The 18,836-nt window shown below is 58.5% G+C and carries 16 protein-coding genes; 7 read left to right on the top strand and 9 right to left on the bottom strand.

The window, feature by feature from the left end:
• Positions 1 to 29: 29 nt before the first annotated feature.
• The 4 genes from IE127_RS08390 (at position 30) to IE127_RS08375 (ending at position 4,235) form a co-directional block, all read left to right on the top strand.
• On the top strand, positions 30 to 1,319 hold the full coding sequence (locus IE127_RS08390; RefSeq protein WP_189426059.1) for an ABC transporter substrate-binding protein: 1,290 nt from the start codon (positions 30 to 32) through the stop codon (positions 1,317 to 1,319).
• A gap of 141 nt (positions 1,320 to 1,460) precedes the next feature.
• Entirely contained in the window at positions 1,461 to 2,306 is an 846-nt protein-coding gene (locus tag IE127_RS08385) for a carbohydrate ABC transporter permease (RefSeq protein WP_373297317.1), read from the top strand.
• On the top strand, positions 2,303 to 3,130 hold the full coding sequence (locus IE127_RS08380) for a carbohydrate ABC transporter permease (protein ID WP_189425201.1): 828 nt from the start codon (positions 2,303 to 2,305) through the stop codon (positions 3,128 to 3,130). Before IE127_RS08385 ends, IE127_RS08380 begins: the two co-directional genes overlap by 4 nt.
• A gap of 19 nt (positions 3,131 to 3,149) precedes the next feature.
• Positions 3,150 to 4,235, top strand: a complete 1,086-nt coding sequence (locus IE127_RS08375) for an ABC transporter ATP-binding protein (protein ID WP_189425199.1) — start codon at positions 3,150 to 3,152, stop codon at positions 4,233 to 4,235.
• 633 nt (positions 4,236 to 4,868) lie between these two features.
• Here the strand turns inward: IE127_RS08375 and IE127_RS08370 are convergent.
• From IE127_RS08370 to IE127_RS08340, 7 genes are all read right to left on the bottom strand, one after another.
• On the bottom strand, positions 4,869 to 6,515 hold the full coding sequence (locus IE127_RS08370) for an MGH1-like glycoside hydrolase domain-containing protein (RefSeq protein ID WP_189425197.1): 1,647 nt from the start codon (positions 6,513 to 6,515) through the stop codon (positions 4,869 to 4,871).
• Complete coding sequence (locus IE127_RS08365; RefSeq protein ID WP_189425195.1) at positions 6,512 to 7,570, bottom strand: ABC transporter ATP-binding protein; 1,059 nt, start codon at positions 7,568 to 7,570, stop codon at positions 6,512 to 6,514. The genes IE127_RS08370 and IE127_RS08365 overlap by 4 nt, the downstream gene beginning before the upstream one ends.
• Positions 7,571 to 7,580: 10 nt before the next feature.
• Positions 7,581 to 8,474 (bottom strand): carbohydrate ABC transporter permease, encoded by an 894-nt coding sequence (locus IE127_RS08360; protein WP_189425194.1) that lies wholly within the window; start codon positions 8,472 to 8,474, stop codon positions 7,581 to 7,583.
• Between the two features lie 2 nt (positions 8,475 to 8,476).
• Entirely contained in the window at positions 8,477 to 9,370 is an 894-nt protein-coding gene (locus tag IE127_RS08355; protein WP_189425192.1) for a carbohydrate ABC transporter permease, read from the bottom strand.
• Between the two features lie 68 nt (positions 9,371 to 9,438).
• Complete coding sequence (locus IE127_RS08350; RefSeq protein WP_189425190.1) at positions 9,439 to 10,728, bottom strand: ABC transporter substrate-binding protein; 1,290 nt, start codon at positions 10,726 to 10,728, stop codon at positions 9,439 to 9,441.
• A 123-nt stretch (positions 10,729 to 10,851) separates the two neighbouring features.
• Entirely contained in the window at positions 10,852 to 11,688 is an 837-nt protein-coding gene (locus IE127_RS08345; protein ID WP_189425188.1) for a phytanoyl-CoA dioxygenase family protein, read from the bottom strand.
• 929 nt (positions 11,689 to 12,617) lie between these two features.
• A complete protein-coding gene (locus IE127_RS08340; RefSeq protein ID WP_189425186.1) occupies positions 12,618 to 13,547 on the bottom strand; it encodes a LysR family transcriptional regulator in 930 nt (309 codons plus the stop codon).
• A gap of 298 nt (positions 13,548 to 13,845) precedes the next feature.
• Between IE127_RS08340 and IE127_RS08335 the strand changes: the two genes are divergently transcribed.
• Both IE127_RS08335 and IE127_RS08330 read left to right on the top strand, forming a co-directional pair.
• A complete protein-coding gene (locus IE127_RS08335) occupies positions 13,846 to 15,129 on the top strand; it encodes an ABC transporter substrate-binding protein (protein WP_189425184.1) in 1,284 nt (427 codons plus the stop codon).
• Between the two features lie 65 nt (positions 15,130 to 15,194).
• Positions 15,195 to 16,478, top strand: coding sequence for a sulfatase family protein (locus IE127_RS08330; protein ID WP_189425181.1), 1,284 nt, complete (start codon positions 15,195 to 15,197; stop codon positions 16,476 to 16,478).
• Positions 16,479 to 16,654: 176 nt separating this feature from the next.
• On the opposite strand, the gene IE127_RS19905 is transcribed toward IE127_RS08330, so the two are convergent.
• Entirely contained in the window at positions 16,655 to 16,825 is a 171-nt protein-coding gene (locus tag IE127_RS19905; RefSeq protein WP_189426058.1) for a substrate-binding domain-containing protein, read from the bottom strand.
• A 114-nt stretch (positions 16,826 to 16,939) separates the two neighbouring features.
• Between IE127_RS19905 and IE127_RS08320 the strand changes: the two genes are divergently transcribed.
• Complete coding sequence (locus IE127_RS08320; RefSeq protein WP_308430294.1) at positions 16,940 to 17,824, top strand: formylglycine-generating enzyme family protein; 885 nt, start codon at positions 16,940 to 16,942, stop codon at positions 17,822 to 17,824.
• A gap of 438 nt (positions 17,825 to 18,262) precedes the next feature.
• Here the strand turns inward: IE127_RS08320 and IE127_RS08315 are convergent, their stop codons facing one another.
• A complete protein-coding gene (locus IE127_RS08315; protein WP_189425177.1) occupies positions 18,263 to 18,790 on the bottom strand; it encodes a cupin domain-containing protein in 528 nt (175 codons plus the stop codon).
• Between the last annotated feature and the right edge of the window lie 46 nt (positions 18,791 to 18,836).

The following is an 18,836-nucleotide window of genomic DNA, read 5'->3' as shown; positions in this document are numbered from 1 at the left end:
CTGCGGGTGCCACCAAGGGAGGAAAAATGATGCTCAAGAAGTTGAACGCAACACTGGCTATGGGCGGCGCGACCGCGTTGGCCCTTTCACTGGCCGCGCCCGCATATGCGCAGGATCAGGTCGAACTGACCTGGCTCGTCGACAATGGCCCGAGCACTGTCGATATCGCAGAGGCGCTGGTCGCGGCGTATGAGGAAAAGAACCCCAACGTAAGCATTGAGCTGGAAATCCGTCCGGGTGGCGGCGAGGGTGACAATATCGTCAAGACCCGCCTGGCAACCGGCGAGATGACCGATATTTTCGTTTATAACTCGGGTTCGCTCCTACAGGCCATCGCGCCGCAGCAGACCTTGATGCCGCTCACCGACCAGCCTTTCATGGACAACGTTCAGGAAGCCTTCCAGAGCGTGGTTTCGACTGATGGCGAGGTCTTCGGTGTGCCCTATGGCGCAGCACAAGGCGGCGGCATCCTTTATAACAGCGCAATCTATGAAGAGCTTGGTCTTGAAGTCCCGCAGACATGGGATGCCTTCATGGAGAACAATTCCGCGATCGATGAGGCCGGGTACATTCCGGTAATTCAGACTTTCCGCGAGAGCTGGACATCGCAGATCTTCGTTCTGGCCGATTTCTACAACGTGCTGCAGGCAGAGCCGGACTTTGCCGAGCGCTACACCAACAACGAAGCCAAATACGCCACTAGTGAAGCGGCGCAGAAGGGCTTCGAACGGCTCGCGGCGATCCATGAGGCCGGCTACACCAACGAGGATTTCAACGCCCTCGGCTACCAGGAAGGCCTGGAAATGCTCGCCAACAAGGAAGGTGCGCATTATCCGATGATCACCTTCGCTATCCCCTCGCTGGAAACCAACTATCCGGATCAGGTCGACGATATCGGCTTTTTTGCCTTGCCTGGCGATGATGCTGATAGCAACGGATTGACCACCTGGATGCCGGCTGGTGTGTACGTGCCCCAGACCACCTCAAATCCTGAAGTTGCGATGGACTTCCTCGGTTTCATCGCGAGCGTCGAGGGCTGCGAGGCGATGATCGATGCGGTCGGCGCAAATGGGCCGTACCTGATCGAAGGCTGCGGTCTGCCTGATGATGTGGTGCCCGCCGTGCGTGACATGCTGCCCTATTTCGAAGAAGGGCGTGTCGAGCCTGCTCTCGAGTTCCTGTCGCCGATCAAGGGGCCAGCTCTTGAGCAGATCACAGTCGAAGTTGGCTCCGGTTTCCGCGATCCTGCAAGCGCTGCCGAACTCTACGACCAGGACGTGCGCAAGCAGGCGCAGCAGCTTGGCCTAGAAGGCTGGTAAGATCGTCCCGAGTGCCGCCCCGCTTTGCGCGGGGCGGCATGTCTATTTCTGCATGGGGCTTGGATAGAAGCGATGGCAGTGGCAACGGCGGGCGCAGTGAATGCGCCGAAGAAATCGAGGGTCAAGGACCGCCAGGCGTCCATGTATCCGATCTGGCTGCTGTATCCTGCAGCCGCGATCTACGGCATTCTGTTCCTGTTGCCGACCATCACCTCGCTATACTACAGCCTCACCCGGTGGACGCTTTTCAATTCTGAGTTCATCGGCTTCGACAACTTCATCCAGTTCTTCCAGGAGCCATTCCTCTACCAGGCGCTGATCAATACCGTCATCTTCGCCTTTGTGACCTCCGGCCTGAAGGTGGTCCTCGGGCTGGCGCTGGCGGTGCTGCTGACCTCGCCTCTAATCGCACGGGACTTTCTGCGCTCGGTAGTCTTCTTCCCCGTGTTGGTCAGCACCGTGGGGGTTGGCATCACTTTCACGATTCTGATGCACCCGACGGAAGGCGTCATCAACGAGACACTGGCGATGATCGGCATCGACGGACCGGGTTGGCTGGTCGACCGCAACCTTGCGCTCTATTCGGTGGCGCTGGTCGATGTCTGGCGTGGCGTTGGTCTCGCAACTGTCATCTATATCGCCGGTATCGTGTCGATTCCTGCAGATTACTACGAAGCCTCACGCATTGACGGGGCAACGCGCTGGCAGCAGTTCCGGCATATAACGCTGCCACTTGTGCGCCCCGCGATGTTCACCGTCATTATTCTCTCGTTCATCGGCGGCCTGCGGTTATTCGATCTGATCTGGACGATGACCAAAGGTGGGCCAGGCTTCTCGTCTGACGTGATGGCCTCTGTTGTCTACAAGCAGTACCAGTCTGGTTTCTATGGTCTTTCCACAGCCGGAAATGTCGTGCTGTTCGTGTTGATTGCAGTGCTTGCGGTGCCACTGAACATGTTCTTGAATCGCAAGGTGGTGACGCGATGAGCTGGGTTAAGAAATACGGCCTAAGCGCCGCGGCAATCGCCATATCTCTGGTTGTCTTCGTCGTGCCGTTCATCTTCATCATCTTCATGGCGGTGAAGGATCAGCAGCAGTCCGCCCAGATGGATTTTTCCTGGCCGACGAGCTTTCACGTCGTCGAGAACTTCGTGCAGGTGATTCAGGCCCGTGATTTCATGCTGATCACGGCTTACATCAACTCGACCGTGATCACGGTGACCTCGGTTGCGCTGTTGGTGGTGCTTTCGGCGCTTGTCGGGTTCGTGCTTCAGCGTCGGGTGACGTGGTGGACGCCCTGGGTCGACTTTTTCATCCTCGCCGGCCTGATGATGCCGCCGGCGGTCGTGCCCACCATCACGCTGATGCAGCAACTGGGGATTTTCAAGACGATCCACGGCCTCGTGCTGATCGAGGTGGCCTACAACATGTCGTTCTCGGTGATCCTCTTCCGCAATTTCATTGCAACCATCCCGAGAGAACTCGATGAGGCGGCGATCATCGACGGCGCACGCCCGCTGAGCCTCTTCTTCAGAGTCATCTTGCCTATGCTGAAGCCGGTTACGGTCACCGTAATCGTTGTTCAGACCGTTGCTATCTTCAACGATTTCGTCAATCCGCTGTACTATCTGCCAGGACGCGAAAACGCCACTGTGCAGCTCACCCTTTACAATTTTCAGAGCCAGTTCGTGACCGAGTACAACCTGCTCTTCATGAACATCCTGCTGATCACAATTCCCCCATTGGTCGTCTTCCTGTTCTTCAACCGCCAGATCGTGGCGGGCATGAGCGCTGGCGCCATCAAGGGCTGAAACGGAGCGTATTCGAGCAATGTCCGGACTCAAGATGAAGGATCTGCGCAAGAGTTTCGGCGCAGTGGACGTGATCAAGGGCGTCGATCTCGAGATCGAGCATGGCGAGTTCGTGGTGTTCGTCGGCCCATCGGGTTGTGGCAAGTCGACCTTGCTGCGAATGACGGCGGGGCTCGAGGATATCACCTCGGGCGAATTGTGGATCGGCGATCAGCTGTGCAATGATGTCGAGCCACGCGATCGCGGCATCGCGATGGTATTCCAATCCTATGCACTTTATCCGCATATGACCGTCGCCGAGAATTTCGGCTTCAGCCTGACGCTGGCACGCGCGCCGAAAGAGGAGCGCGAGCGCAAGGTGATGGACGCGGCAAAGATCCTTCAGATGGAGCATTTGCTGGATCGCAAGCCATCGCAGCTCTCGGGTGGTCAGCGTCAGCGTGTCGCCATTGGCCGCGCCATTGTGCGCCAGCCCGAAGTGTTCCTGTTTGACGAGCCGTTGTCCAACCTTGACGCTGCGCTGCGCGTCGACATGCGCATGGAGCTCTCGAAGCTGCACCAGCAGCTTGGCGCCACCATGATTTACGTAACCCACGACCAGATCGAAGCCATGACGCTGGCGGACCGGATCGTGGTTCTCAACGGCGGTGAGGTCCAGCAGCAAGGTGCGCCCATCGATTTGTACAATTCGCCGGCCAACCTCTTCGTGGCCGGTTTCATCGGCTCACCGAAGATGAATTTCACCAAGGTGAAGGTGCGCTCGGCGGATGCCACGAGCGTGGTAGTTGGCTCGGACGAGCTGGTGGACGTGATGGTCCCCCTATCGGGCAGAAAGCTGAACGTCGGCGACGAATTGACGCTGGGAATCCGTCCGCATGTGCTTACGACTGACAGTATCGGCGCGTTGAAAGGCACGGTCGATCTTGTTGAGCGGCTGGGCAACGAGACAATCGTAAATTTCCGTCTTGCGACAGGTGCGCAGTGGCTCGCGGTGCTCTCCGGCGATATTGTGCTTAAGCAGGGAGAGGCAGTGAATTTTGCTGCGGAGTCGAAGGACATCCTGCTGTTCGGAGCTGACGGGCGCAACTTGGCGACCGCCTCATAACCAGAGAACCTGCGATGCCTGCGTACGCGATCGGCGAAGGTAAACGCGTCGGACGACCGGAGTAGGGAAGCCTGATTGAGATAGAGCGCGCTTAGGGGCGATACCGGAGCGGGCGGTTCGGCTTCAATGGCTGAATGGGCACCTCTGACTTCAGTTAAATGTAGCAAGCGTATCAGACGAGCTGCCCTCCATTTCTCGGCGGATGTGTTTCTGTTGACTTGAGGCTGGCCGGCCTCAACGCCCTCATTTCGTATATTCAAAGCCTCGCGACCAAATCGCACTACCCTGTAGCGGCACAGGCGTCGAATTCGGGTTGGAAACGAGACGTTCCGGTTCTCGCCAAAGAGATCAAGAGACAGCCGTTCCGAGTAGGGCCTCTCGGCACTGTGCGACATTCTTGAAGTGAGCCAGCCCCGCCAAGGCTCTTGCATGGCCGTCGTCTATCCAGGGGAGCTTGCAAACTCGATTTGACCATCAGCCCTGCGGTGTCAGGCGCGAGCGCCTGCGATGAAAGGAATCATTGGGTTTCCACGAGAACCGCCCTGAACATTTGGGCTAACCGCATTGCCGACAATATCAGCACGGTCATGCCTCAAGACAACGGTCCCGCCTCCACTGATGCGAAACGTCTTCTTAGGCGTACTGCGGCAGCACCAGTTCGGGGCCCTGAGCGGAGAATGGAGCGCCGCCTCTTATGGCCAGCGTCTGGTTTGGCAGGATAGAGATAGCCAACTCCTGGCCTTCGTACCAAATGCTGTCATCAATCTTCACGCTCACCAAGTTTACCACGCCTTCGATCTGACCAGATCGACTCAAAACAACGCGGGTTCCTGGCGGAAAGCGGCAAAGCAGGGGGCCGTCGCGATAGATTTCTCCACCAGCCTCGGTGTTGACCAGCTCGAACGTCACGCCGTCGATCGTTCGTGCGTAGGCGGCCTCCCAGGTCTCGTGCTTGTGCAGCACAGGCTTCGGCAGGACGCTGGTGAACCAGACCGTCCCGTCGGGACGCGGCAATATACCGGACATTCGCTCAACGAAATCGAGCAGGCAGAGGATTGCGGGTGAGTATTTCTCTGTGAATCCGGCGGCGCCAGTGAACGGGTTGAGCGTTTGCGGGAAGCGATCTGCATCGGTGAGCGCCGCAACAACTGGCAGCATGATCCACGTCAGTTCAGTATAGTGACCATAATGCTCAAAGGCATGTGGCGTGCGGATGAGTGTGAGGAAATTGCTTGGCCCTGCCCAACTGTTCTGGGCAAAGTTATGGTCGAACCGCGGGTCATCCAGTGCAATCGACGTCAATGGAAATTTGGCAAAGAACTTGCGGGTGTTGAGCAGATAGCGTTCGAGTGCCGATCGAAACAATTCGGCATCGCCGATTTCGCAGGCCAGCACCCGCAGCAGCACCTCCGACTGAACACGCACAAACCTGCCATGCCGGTCGCGGTCGTAGAAAAAACCGTCCTCCGCCTCGAAGCACTGCGCGAACAGGGCTTCGCGGCTGGCTTCCGCCTTTTTGTGCCACTCTGTTCCATCGATGCTGAGCGATTGACTGATCAGGCCGAGATACGTGCGCTGGCACGTCACGTTGGCCGTCAGGTCCGGTGCGATAAACGGCAGGAGAGGATTTTGCGGATCATAGCGCGTCGGATCGTTGCCAAAAGGGCTATCCGGCACATGCCAAAACCGAGAGGACAGATCATGGCCGGTGTCGTAGGTCGAGAATGCCTCGACAGCACCAGTTCCCAGTGAATCCCGGTGCGTCGCCAGCCAGCCATCGTAGCGCGACATGGCGTCATACATGTGTCTCAGCCAGCCGCTGTCGAGCTTGTTGAGACGATGATGGTTGTAGACCGAGCGGGCCAGAGGGCTGACCAGCTGGATCTGGCTGAATGCCGGCCCCCCTGCGGTAATCTTATAGGGGAAGAGACCGTCTTCGCGTTGGTGGTTGGCGAACGCGGAATAGGTCGCGGTGGTTACCGATGGTAGAAAGCGGCTGAGAAGTTCGGCATTGATGGTCCCGGTGCTCTCGAGCCAGCAGCCATGATAGATGCCACCTTCGTGGAGGATCGGCGTGTCATCGTCCGCAGGCCCGATGCAATCGAACAGCTCGCTGACGGCCTGATAGTAGCGCTCGGTCAGCCGATCGCTACTTGAAACAAAGCGGACACCAGACCGATTCCACTCTTCTAGAAGCGCTCGCCGAGACGGGTCGGCGCGCCGCCCGACATGATCGCCTACGGTGGTGGTGCGCAGCTTTTCGAGCAGAGGATGCGTCAACGCGGCGCCTCGATGCGCAGTCCTTTGCTGTCGAAGAAATGTGCGTCGGCGCCACGAAAGCTCAGATGAACCTTGTCGCCGCGCTTGTAGCTGGCATTTCCCGGCGCCTGCGCCAGCAGCGTCTGCCCGTCGATGAGGGCGACGTAGATGAACACTTCACTGCCAAGATATTCCACCAGCGTCACCGTGCCTTCGGCTCTCCGACCATCCGGTTCGCCGATCGAGAGATGCTCCGGGCGAACGCCCACGGTCATCTCACCAGCCGCGCCGACAAAAGCCAGGGCGCCGAAGCCCGGCAGTTCGATTTTGTTGCCTGTTGCCTTGCCCGAAAGCAGGTTCATCTTGGGTGAACCGATGAAGCTGGCGACAAACAGATTTTTCGGCGCATTGTAGAGTTCGTAGGGGGTCCCGATCTGTTCAAGATTGCCCTTGTTGAGCACCGCGATCCGGGTCGCCATGGTCATGGCTTCCGTCTGGTCATGGGTGACATAGATCATCGTCGTGCCCAGGCGGTTGTAGAGCCCGGCCAACTCGACGCGCATCTGCACCCGCAACTCGGCATCGAGATTGGAGAGCGGTTCATCGAACAGGAAGAGCTGCGGCTCGCGCACGATGGCGCGCCCGATGGCAACGCGCTGCTTCTGGCCGCCAGACAGCTGGCGCGGCTTGCGCTCCAGCAATTCCTCGATCTGGAGGATGCGCGCCGCGTCGGCAACGCGACGCTGGATCTCGTCCTTTGGCATGCGCAGGTTGGATAGCCCGAAGGCAAGATTCTTGCGCACGCTCATATGTGGGTAAAGCGCATATGACTGAAACACCATCGACAGATTGCGCTGGCTGGCCGGCAAATCATTGACGATGCGGTCGGCGATAGAGATCGTGCCGTCGGTGATCTCCTCAAGCCCGGCAATCATGCGCAACAGTGTTGATTTCCCACAGCCGGAAGGGCCGACAAGCACCAAAAACTCACCAGACTGCACCTCGAGATCGATGCCGTGAATAACCGCGAAGCCGGAATAGGCCTTGCGCACTTCAGAGAGCGTGACGGAAGCCATGAGCGTCCTTTTACTTGAGGCCGCTCATCGCGATGCCGCGAATGATCAGGCGCTGGAAAACAATGAAAAACAGGAGAATGGGCAGGATCGACAGGATCGACATGGCGAACATCGGCCCATACTGGCTGACACCGTCCGAACTGATGAAGCTGCGCAGCGCCAGCGGCACGGTGTAGTCGGCCTGGTCGTTGAGGTAGACCAAGGGGCCCAGAAAATCCTCCCAGGTCCAGATGAACGAAAAGATGGCCGCCGTGGCCATCGCCGGCAGCGACAGCGGCATGATGATCGCCCAGTAGATCTTGAACGGTGAGCAACCATCGATCATCGCCGCCTCGTCCAGTTCCCTTGGCAATTGCCGGAAGAACTGGATCATCAGGAAAATGAAAAAGGCGTCCCCCGCGAGAAACTTCGGCACGATGAGCGGCAGATAAGTATCGACCCATCCCAGGTTCATGAACAGGATGTACTGGGGGATGAGCACCACGTGATACGGGATCATCAACGTCATCATCATCAATGCGAACCAGATGGTCTTGCCGCTGAATTCGAGCCGGGCGAAAGCGTAGGCGGCAAAAGAGCAACTGATCACGTTGCCGACTACCGACAGCACCGTCACCACGGTGGAGTTCCAGAAGAACGTGGTGAAGCTGACCGGAAGCGCGTTCCAGCCCTGTGCGTAGTTCTGCCACTCGAACGTGCCCGGCCAAAGCCCAATATCGCCGAAGATCTGCGTGTCCGGCTTGAGCGATGCGGCCAGCATCCAGATCAGCGGATAGATCATGATGAGGGAAGTGAGTGCCAGAAAGATATGTTTGAGAACAGCGGCACGCTTGGCGCGGCGGGCCCGCTCTGCGCGGTATTCGCGAGCGATCTCGGCGGTAGTGGAGGCGGAAACGTCTGTCATCGTCAGCCTCTCTCGTTCTCGTAGTGGACCCAGTATTTGCTGGTCCAGAATGCGACGATGGTGAACAGCGCAATGATGAGCAGCAGCACCCAGGCCAGCGCCGAGGCGTAGCCCATGCGCAAGAAGGAAAAGGCCTCGTTGTAGAGATAGACGGTGAAGAACAGCAGGCTGTCGAGTGGTGCGCCCGAGCCACCGGAAATGATGAAGGCGCCCGAAAAGCTCTTGAAGGCTTCGATCATCTGCAGCACCAGATTAAAGAAAATCACGGGCGCCAGAAGCGGCACGGTAATGGCGAAGAATTTCTTCACCGGTCCCGCCGCATCGATCTCGGCGGCCTCATAGAGGTCCTGCGGAATGGCGCGAAGGCCCGCGAGGAAAATCAGCATCGGCGAACCGAATTGCCATACGGCGAGGACGATCAGCGTCCACAGCGCATAGTCAGGATCGGCGAGCCAGTAAGGCCCTTGAATGCCTATGAGGCTCAGCACCGAGTTGACCACGCCCTCGTAATTGAAGAGCTGGCGCCACAGGATCGCTACAGCGATTGAGCCCCCCAGAATCGAGGGCAGGTAGAACAGCGCCCGATACCAGCCGATGGCGCGGATCCCCTTGTCCAGTGCCATGGCGACGCCAAGGGCGAATATCAGTTTCAGCGGCACCGAAATTACAACGAAGGTGAATGTGACCTGCAGGGCCTTCTTGAAGCGGTCGTCGAACTCGAACATGTAGAAATAGTGCTCGAGGCCGATCCATTGGGGCGGGCGCACGACATTGTATTTCGTGAAGCTGAGATACAGCGAAGCCAGAATCGGCCCGATAGCGAGCAGGAAAAAGCCCACCAGCCAAGGCGACAGGAACGCATAGCCGGCAAAGTTGCGGCGCAAGAATTTCAGCACGTCTGGCTCCAAACGCTAAACCGGGAGCGATCCGCCGGCCCAGAGGACGGCGGGTCGCATCGTCGCTATCAGGCGCGTCGCAGAATGGCGTTGGCCTGCCTGAGGAAGTCGCTGGCGACTTCCGGGATGGAGCGTTGCTCGAGCAGCACCGCGACGGCCAGACGTTCGAATGTCTGCTCGACTTCGTTGGAGCCGCTGGGCGGCGGCGGCGGCAACGCGGCCGTACTGCCCTGGATCTTGTCGAAATACTCGACCGACAGCGCCTCGACTTCGGTCAGATCCGGCTGCAGGGCCGCACGCACTTCGCTCTGGCTGGGGATGCCGCGTTCGAGGCCAAGTACCTTGGTCATCTCGAGGTCGTTGACGAAGGCGCTCATATAGGCAGTGGCGGCTTCAGGATCGCTGCTGTCACGGGTGAGGCAGACGAACTGGCTTGGCTGGATCACCGATCCCGGCACCATATCCGGCGTGTTGGGATATGTGGCAACGCCGAGCTTGTCCTCCATCAGGCTTTGGACACCAACCAGCTGGTTGCTCCACAGATAGGTCATGGCCGTATTGCCGGTGACGACGCCCATCTGGCTGAGTTCGGAGACGCCTGCAAGGCCGGCGGTTTCCTGAGCGGGCGGTGTGCCGCCGGCATTGCGGATCTTCTCCCAAGTCGACCAGTATTCCTCGACGATCTCCTGGGTAGGACCGTACGAGCCGTCTTCGTTATAGAGCATCGCCCCCTTTTGGACGACGAAGTCGGAGAAGTTCTGGTAGTCCGCTGTGTTGTCGTCAGTACCTGGTACGCCGGTTGCATCCTTGATGGTCGCGGCGAACTCGGCCAGCTCATCATAGGTGTAGGCATAGGGATCGAAGGTCTCGCCCGGAACGACACCAGCTTCTTCGAACATGCGGGTATTGTACATTGCCATGTGCGAATTGGCGCCGATGGATAGGGCATAAAACTTGCCGTCCACGGTGCCGGCATCAATGGCACTCTGGTCGATCTTGGAGATGTCGAGGCTGTTGCCGATGTACTCGTCGAGCGGCACAACAGCGCCGTTGGCGATGTACTCGAACAGCACTCCGTACCCCTGCTGGATCACATCGGGCATGTTGCCGCCGGCGATCTGGGTCGTCAGCTTTGTGAAATAGTCGGCGAAACCGAGCGTTTCGCCCACGACCGTCACACCGGGCGTTTTTTCATTATAGATGTCGATGACGGCGAAGGTGCGCTTGTCGCGCTCCGGATTGCCCCACCAGAAATGGCGGATCTGGGTGTTTTGGGCAAATGCCGGTCGTCCCATGGCCGCCAAGGCCAGTACGGAGCCTGAGGCTCCCAGAAAATGCCTTCTGTTCAGTTTGTTCATGTGTTCCTCCCTTGATCGCTTTAGTCTTGTCTCGCCCCCGGACTCCTCTGCCGTGGGGCCAACCTTGCCGCTGACGAACGCACCTCTTTCTTGGTGGCACCGGTGTGCGGTCGCCACTCCTCCTCAAGCGATGGCGGTCACCGGCAATTTGTGTGGCATTACGATGCGGCGGCGCTCGGGCGTCAGGCGCTCCAGAAGCCCCTTGCTTGGCACCATGTCATGCCGGAAATAGCCCCAGCTCGGCCCATAGCGATAAACCGTCATGCGCCTCTGGCCGGGGTTCGTCCGGCGCGCCGATCCATGCATGATCGCATCGACAAACATCAGCGCATCGCCGGCCTTGAGATGCACCTCGACCGCGCCTGCAATGCCGTCGACCGAGGTCGGCTCGTCGCGTTTGTCGACCGCCACCGTCTGTGGATGCCGCAAATTGGATTTGTGGCTGCCTGGAATGACCATGGTGGCACCATCGCCGGGACCGATATCGTTGAGCGCCACCAATACGTTCACTTGGCCACAATGAAACTTGCCGGCGTGGAATCTATACTGCGTGCGGATTGTGCCGACATGTCCGCCAGAATGCAGACGCAATGCCTGGCCCGGGCCGCGCACAGAGGCAAAGCACTCGTCGATGAATGCGGGGCCATGAAAGCCGTCGAAATTCTCGGGATCGTCGGAGCCGATGAAACGGACCGCCTTGGCGAACCAGGCAGGGTGGTCGATCAGCGCTTCCCAAGAAGGGCCCGCCTCATAGACCTGCTGAAGGATCAGTCCTTCCTGGCGTTCGACGTTGTTGTAGAGCCGAACATTGCCTTGCCAGCCGTCCCCGACAAAATCTTGGACTTCGTCCAGCGTCGCGTTGCATCCCGCCAACTCATCAGCAGACAGCGCACCCCGGATCACTATGTACCCGTTGAGGTCGAACAGATACTGCTCGAGTTCGCTTGCCGCTTCTGCCATTTCGCCTCCCCACTGCCCCATTCAGGGTCACCAGATGCGGCGTTGCTGGGAGGGTGTTGGTTCCCGCCAACCGCGACCGCACGGTTGTTTACTGGGCAGGCAACTCAGAAGGTCGATACGAGCAACTGTCCGTGGGTCGGCATCGGTCAGACAGAAGACGTACCGCGTAGCTCACGCTTTACCACATACCCTGGCTGGGCCCTTGGGCCCATGACGTGTCTCCGGCCGTTCCTGAGAGGTTATCCCGCTCAGAGGATCACAAGATCGCCTCGTCTTCCATACAAGTCAAGAGATGTTCGTGTCGTTGCTGAAGCGGCGTTCGGAGACCTTGCCCAGGCCGGGCTTTCACCCAGATGGGGCAGCAGTTAGAACAACCGCAGCGCGCAGACTAAGCGGCGACCGGCGCCAGTTCTCAGTGCCAGATATTGATGGTCGACAAGGTACGCATCAGATGATCCGATGTGAGTTCCTCGGCTTGCTTGCCGTCGCGCGCTTCGATTGCCGAAACCACGGCCGAAAGGTCCTTGTGCGTTTGGCGTCTTGCAGCTTCGGGCGCAGGCTTTTCGCCTTGCCTGACGTCAAAACTGACGGCGCGGCGTAGATCTGCCTGTGCAGGGCGTAGATCTTTCCCTTGAACTCGCGCCAACTGCGGTGCGCAGCCAGGGCGAAGTTAAGGATATCGCAGGACGACATCCTTCCGCGCGGACATCGATGGTCCTCGTTGCTCTGTTCTGTTTCGAGCACTCACCTCGAGCTTGAAGCACATCGATCGACGGTCTTTGCAAGTTCGGTGGGCCAAGTCATCGATCGTCGAGGTGAGCGACTAATGGGCCGAGGCGCTGCGTAGTTGACGAATATGATAAACGAACCTCAATGGGAGGCTTTGGCGAGGTTCACGGGCTTCGGTACTCAGAAGTCGGTGTTGCAGGTTAACGACCCTCAAGCGGCGGAAGTACAGACCGCCCGGCTGAAATGACACGTTCAACAAGTGAGTGAACTCTCCGATCGTTCGCTTGCTCTGCCAAAAGGTATATTCCGACCGTCTGCGGACGCTTTGGCTCCAACTGTTCAATCTCGTGAAGGCCCAGCTCCCGGAAGGTATCGGCCATTAGCCGGGTGTGGGCCAGTACAGCTTCGGTATTTTGAACGTAGTCGACACATGCAGCCATTGAGTTGGACGCGAATGAGAAAGCACTGTGCTCGAAAACCACAGAAATACTCTCGAGCCGCTGCGTTTCATTCATGAAGCCGCGAAAACGATTTTCCGGAGGCGCGGTTATAGCGAGAGGGTGGCTGAGAATATCGGCGCGCAACTGAGGCGCTGCCAGCAGTGGATGTCCGGCGCGTACGAAGTAGCCGGTGCGGGACTGGCTGAGGGGAATGAACTTCGCTCCGACGTTGCTCTTGAGCCCGTCGAACTCATTGGAGACGAACAAGGAGATATCGCCCGAGATAAGTTGATCCATACATTGGATCTGGTCGCCTATATTGACCTTGATCGGGGCGCTCGGATGCTCAGCATGATATTCTCTCACCATAAGTCGCACGAATAGAGACCACCAGGTATATCCGCAGGCCATGGAGATGCCTGTCTGCGCCCGTTCTCTGGTATCGCGCAGATCAATCACCGCATTGTCGTAAAGGCGCTGCATCTGGCGCACCTTGTCGCGGAACATTTCTCCGTAGCTGGTTAGCCGTACACCTTCGAAAGTCCGCGTGAGCAGCGGTACGCCAACTTCCCTTTCAAGACGCTGCATGTTCACCGTCAATGTCGGCTGCGTCACATTGAGCGCACGAGCTGCCGCAGTGATGCTCCCAGCATCGGCGATAGCCAGGAATTGGCGCAACGATCGATCCATAATGGCTCCTCAGCTCATAGATTACGTCTATATTGCTGCCGATCTTTCGTATTTTTAAAGATGGCCGCGCCTGTGCTTATGTTCCGTTCGAAGGTTGGACAAGCCGACGCCGCCAACACCCGCCGGAAGAAGCAGGGGCGGCGAACGGTTCGACAAATCTTTGCGATCCATGGCCCCATGACAGTGCTTTTCGGCCCAGTCGGCTGCTGTCACGCCCCGATGGGCACGTAGTATCCTGCGCGCCTTGGCGAGGAAACGGGCGGTGACTGGGTTGTCGAATTCTGGAGAGGAGATTCTTATGAATATCACGATGAGGCGCCGGCAGTTCTTGATGTCCTGTTCGGCATTACTGGCTGCGGGACACTTGAGCCCGGCGCTCGCCCAGGACGCTAGGCTAAGGCTCATATTCTGGGGCGGGCAGAACCGTGCCGATCGCACTTATGCGGTCTTGGACGCTTATGAAGCTGAGCACGGAGTAACAATTGACGGTGAATTTCTTTCATTCTCCGACTATTGGGCCAAGGTCGCTACGCAGACCGCTGCTGGTGAGGCGCCTGACGTGCTTCAAATGGATGGCGCAGGGCGATACGTCGCCGAGTATGCGAGCCGTGGCGCAATAGCCGAGCTCGACGAGTTCGTTGGAGACGTTCTCAAGCTCAACGATTTCGATGTAGATCAGCTCGAGGCGGGGCGCGTCGACGGCAAGCTGTATGCGATAAGTCTCGGCGCTAATGCGGCTGGCCTGATAGCGAATACGAGCAAGTTCCAACAGGCAGGGATCGAGCTGCCAGGGCAGCAGACAACGTATGATGATTTGTGGGATATGCGAGAGGCATTTGCTGCGGCGGGAGAGGATATAGCGGTCATCACAGACGCCTCTGGATCTTGGTCGGCACTCGAGAACTGGCTGCGTCAGCGAGGCAAATCACTTTACACCGCGGAAGGCCGTATGGGGTTCTCAGTCGAGGATGCTGCTGAGTGGTTTGCGTTGTGGCAGCGCATGCGCGATGACGGTGTGTGTCTATCCGCAGAACTGCAAGCTCTGGATACGAGCCCTGCAACATCGGCTCTCACCACCGGCAAAGTCGCGATGGCTGCGGAATTCTCGAACCTGCTGGTCGCTTACCAGGCGCTCAATTCTGACAAGCTCGTTTTGACCAATTTGCCGCGGATCGCCACAGACGCCCCGGGTGGACACTACCGCCGTCCATCCATGTTCTTTTCAGTCAGCAACAACTCCAGCGACAAGGAAGCGGCGGCGCGCTTCGTCAGCTATTTCGTCAACGACATTGAGGCCAACCGCATTTTGAATGCTGAGCGTGGTATTCCGTGTTCCGCCGCTGTGCGCGAGGGCATTGCCTCAAGCATGGACGAGGCTGGTAGAGCAGCGGTGGAGTATGTCGGCGGGCTTGGGCCATTACTTAGTCCCCCTCCGGTGACCTCGCCGAGTGGTGCCGGCGAAATCAACGAATCCATTCTGGTTCTGACAAGCCAGGAAGTTGCCTTCGGGGCTCGATCACCTGAAGATGCCGGGGCTGCTCTTGTCTCGGCCGGCAACGAAGCTCTGGACCGCGCTGGTTAGCGCGGTTTGCAAGGACCGAGGGGGCAGTCTGCCCCCTTGAACTATTTGAATGCGAGGAGGGGCGGGTGGCACCGAACATCATCTATATTCACACTCACGACACGGGCCGGTTCGTATCACCGTACGGCTATGCCGTCCCAACCCCGCATATTGCGGGTCTTGCCCGTCAGGGTGTCTTATTTAGACGGGCATTCTCTGCTGCGCCTACGTGCAGCCCCAGCCGCGCTGCCTTGCTCACTGGGAACTGGCCGCACGAAAATGGAATGATCGGACTGGTCCATCGCGGGGCGAGGCTTAGCGATCCCTCGCAGCATCTGGCGAATGTCCTAAACGCTGCCGGCTACGAAAGCGCCCTGGTTGGTTTTCAGCACGTTGCGCCCGAGGATGAACTCTCCGAACTGGGCTACGGCGAAGTGGTTTTTCCGGGTAGCTTTCATGGTTACGACGTCGGACCCGCGGCAGCGGACTGGCTGCGGAGCCGGCGTAGCGAGAAGCCCTTTTTTCTGTCGGTGGGTTTCAGCGAGACGCATCGCGTTTACCCTGAGGCAACAGAGGCCGATGATCCACGCTATATCGCGGTTCCGGCCGGCTATCCCGATACCCCCGAGATCCGCGAGGACACTGCGCGTTTGCATGCAAGCCTGCGCATTGCAGACAATGCGGTCGGAGACGTTCTTCAGGCGCTCGACGAAACCGGGCTCAGCGCAGATACGCTTGTTATATTCACAACAGATCACGGGCTACCCTGGCCGAATGCCAAATGTACGGTGGGTGATGCCGGCACGGGTGTTGCCCTCATAATGCGGGGACCGGCGGGCTTTTCCGGAGGGAAGGTCGTTGATGCCATGGTCTCGCAGATCGACATCTTTCCTACCCTGACCGAGCTTGCAGAAATTGCCGCGCCGGAATGGCTGCGCGGGACGAGCTTGCGTCCGCTTGTAGCGGGCGAGTCGGAGAGCATCCGCGATGAACTGTTTGCCGAGGTTACCTGCCATGCAGCTGCGGAACCGATGCGCTCGATTCGCCGCGGAGCGTGGCTCTTCATGCGCCGATTTGACGGCGCGGAGTTTCGGATCCTTCCGAATGTGGATGATGGCGATGCCAAAACCTTGATGAGATCGCACGGTTGGCACAAACAGGCCCCAGACCGGGAGGCGCTCTACAACTCGGTGCTTGATCCGCATGAGCAGGTTAATCTGGTGAACGATCCAGACTACAGCGATATCGTTGCAGACCTACGAGATCGCCTGGAGAAGTGGATGGAAGAAACGAATGATCCTCTTCTCGACCCGCACTGGAAACCGCCGGCCAATTTTCGTCTGGAAGACCGTAGCAGTGGACAGAGCTGATAGGGTGCGAGACCCGAGCTAGGCTAGAGAGCGGGGCTATGCCGGGTCTTGTGGCAGTTTCTCGGGCAAGGCAGGGGAATGGCAGTTAGACGATCCCGTTGACGTGCTCGGGAAGCCGACCCTCATGCCGATCGGTCAGATGTTCAAGGCCTTGCGGCCTATCCCATAGATCGTCGTCAGGAGTGACGAAAGGTATTGCGCGAAAGGGTCATGTCGAAGCCGACAACCGATATGGTGTTGGGGACTTGAACGCCTGCTTTAGCCAGACCCCGCAGGTGCCGACTTGCCATGTGGTCGCTGGCGCAGAAAACGCTGTCGGGCCGGGTGAGGTGGAGAGAATCCTGCAGTAAGGGCTCTTGCTTCCCTTAAGCACCAATCACCATCGGCCGGGTAAGAGGACATTCTGAATGGGTAGTTGCTGCAGCGTAGCGAGCGGTAGGGGAACGGTCGGTCTCCCTGAGATGCCGCTGACGGCTCGGGGCATGCCGCGCTTCGTCGAGACAGTAGAGATACCTGGTGGCGTGGCGAGACTAGGCACATCTCAACCGATACACCAGGGTGACGGAGAGTCGCCGCAAAGCTTGGTTCGTTTGAAGCCGTTTAGAATGGATGCTGCCGCTGTAACGAACAGACGCTTCGCCGAATTTGTCAACGCAACCGGTTTCGAAACGGAAACAGAGCGGTTTGGCTGGTCGTTCGTCTTTTACGACATGCTGCCTGCTGACATGTCGAGCCTGGCCGCGGTCGGTACAGATTGGTGGCGTTGTGTTGATGGCGCTTGCTGGAAGGAGCCGGAAGGGCCGGGCTCCAAGATCGAGGGCCGAGAAGATCACCCCGTCACCCATGTCACCTGGAATGATGCGGCCGCCTTCGCCAAGTGGGCCGGTGGCAGACTTCCTACCGAGGCGGAGTGGGAGCACGCCGCCCGTGGTGGACTGACGGATCCGATGTTTCCCTGGGGCGACCAGGAGCCCGATGATGTCGATTTCATGCCCTGCAATGTCTGGCAAGGACAGTTTCCTAACCGTAACACCGGAGCAGATGGCTTCCGCTGGGTAGCTCCCGCCCGCTCCTTCGCCCCAAACGGGTACGGTCTCTACAACATGGCTGGTAATACGTGGGAATGGACGGCGGACCGATGGAGCGTACGCTCCTTGGCCAAAGCCAGTAAGGCGGACAACTTCAATGCCACGGCTCACAACGAACGGGTCATGAAGGGTGGGTCATTTCTTTGCCACCGCTCGTATTGCTATCGGTACCGTATAGCGGCGCGCCATCCCAACACGACGGATACGTCGACCAGCCACATCGGCTTCCGGCTGGCTTACGACTCTGTCTCCACTTAAGCGCTTTCTCTTCCCAGGAGCCGGTGCGACACCACAAGTCGCGGCGGCTGCTTAACTGGCTCACGACTGATCATCGCCAGCAGGCGTTCTATTGAAAGTTTGGTGATCACTCGATGGTGGGCCCAATCGTTGTGAGCGGGGGCCTCGACCGTTGGCCCTCTTCGGCCTCTTATTTGAACCAAGGCCATGGTTGTTCAATTAAAGACTGGCCGACCAGTGCAGCCCCCGCTCGCATAAATGCCGTCCGAGATGAAAAGAAGGAACTCTCGGCCAAGCAATAATGGCCCAGAAAGAGCAGTTTGCGTCCAATTATCCCTTCTTAATTCCCGGAAGCCATTCGGGAACGAATGGCAGATCGCGGCCAGAACTGCGTGGTCTTCGGAGTACTGGGCATGGGTGATGATCGTCATTTTCATTTGCCTTGTGTGAGTATTTGGCTCAAGCCCGAGGAGGCAAGAATTCGCTGTGAAAGCGGGCCGCATTGGCCAGCATGATGCTGCGCCTTTCAGTCATGACTTCCGGGCTTGGAGGCGTGGGTGGGGTAGTGCGAGCGGGCAGGACTTCGCCGACCAGCTTGAAATACTCTTCCTGTCCGGACGGCAGGCAGATGCAGAGGAAGCGGGCTGGTGTGGCAGAGACAACGCGGAAACCATGTGGAGCGTTGGCGGGAATATTGATGATCTGGCCCGGCCCGACGAGATGCACCTCGTCACGGAAGGTGATCTCAAGCTCGCCTTCCAGGATATGGAAGATCTCCTCGAAGTCGTGTCGATGCGGCGGCGGACCACCGGTCGGCACGAACATGTCGAGCATGGTGTAGCGACCGCCAGTCAGGTCTCCCGAGATCACGACCGTGTAGGTACCCGCGCCAATACCGAGATGGAGGAGACCGGGATCATCGGCATGAACGATGGTTGCCGTGCGGCTTAGATCGTCGGCGGGGAGAACGTCAGTTTGGTTCGTCATTTGCATTTTCCTTCTGATTTTTGGCCAGCCGAATTCATCGCGAGGA

This window comes from Devosia pacifica, assembly GCF_014652635.1.
Classification (GTDB): Bacteria; Pseudomonadota; Alphaproteobacteria; order Rhizobiales; family Devosiaceae; genus Devosia; species Devosia pacifica.
The sequence above is the reverse complement of the archived record's forward strand: the minus strand, read 5'-3'. Positions and strand labels throughout refer to the sequence as shown.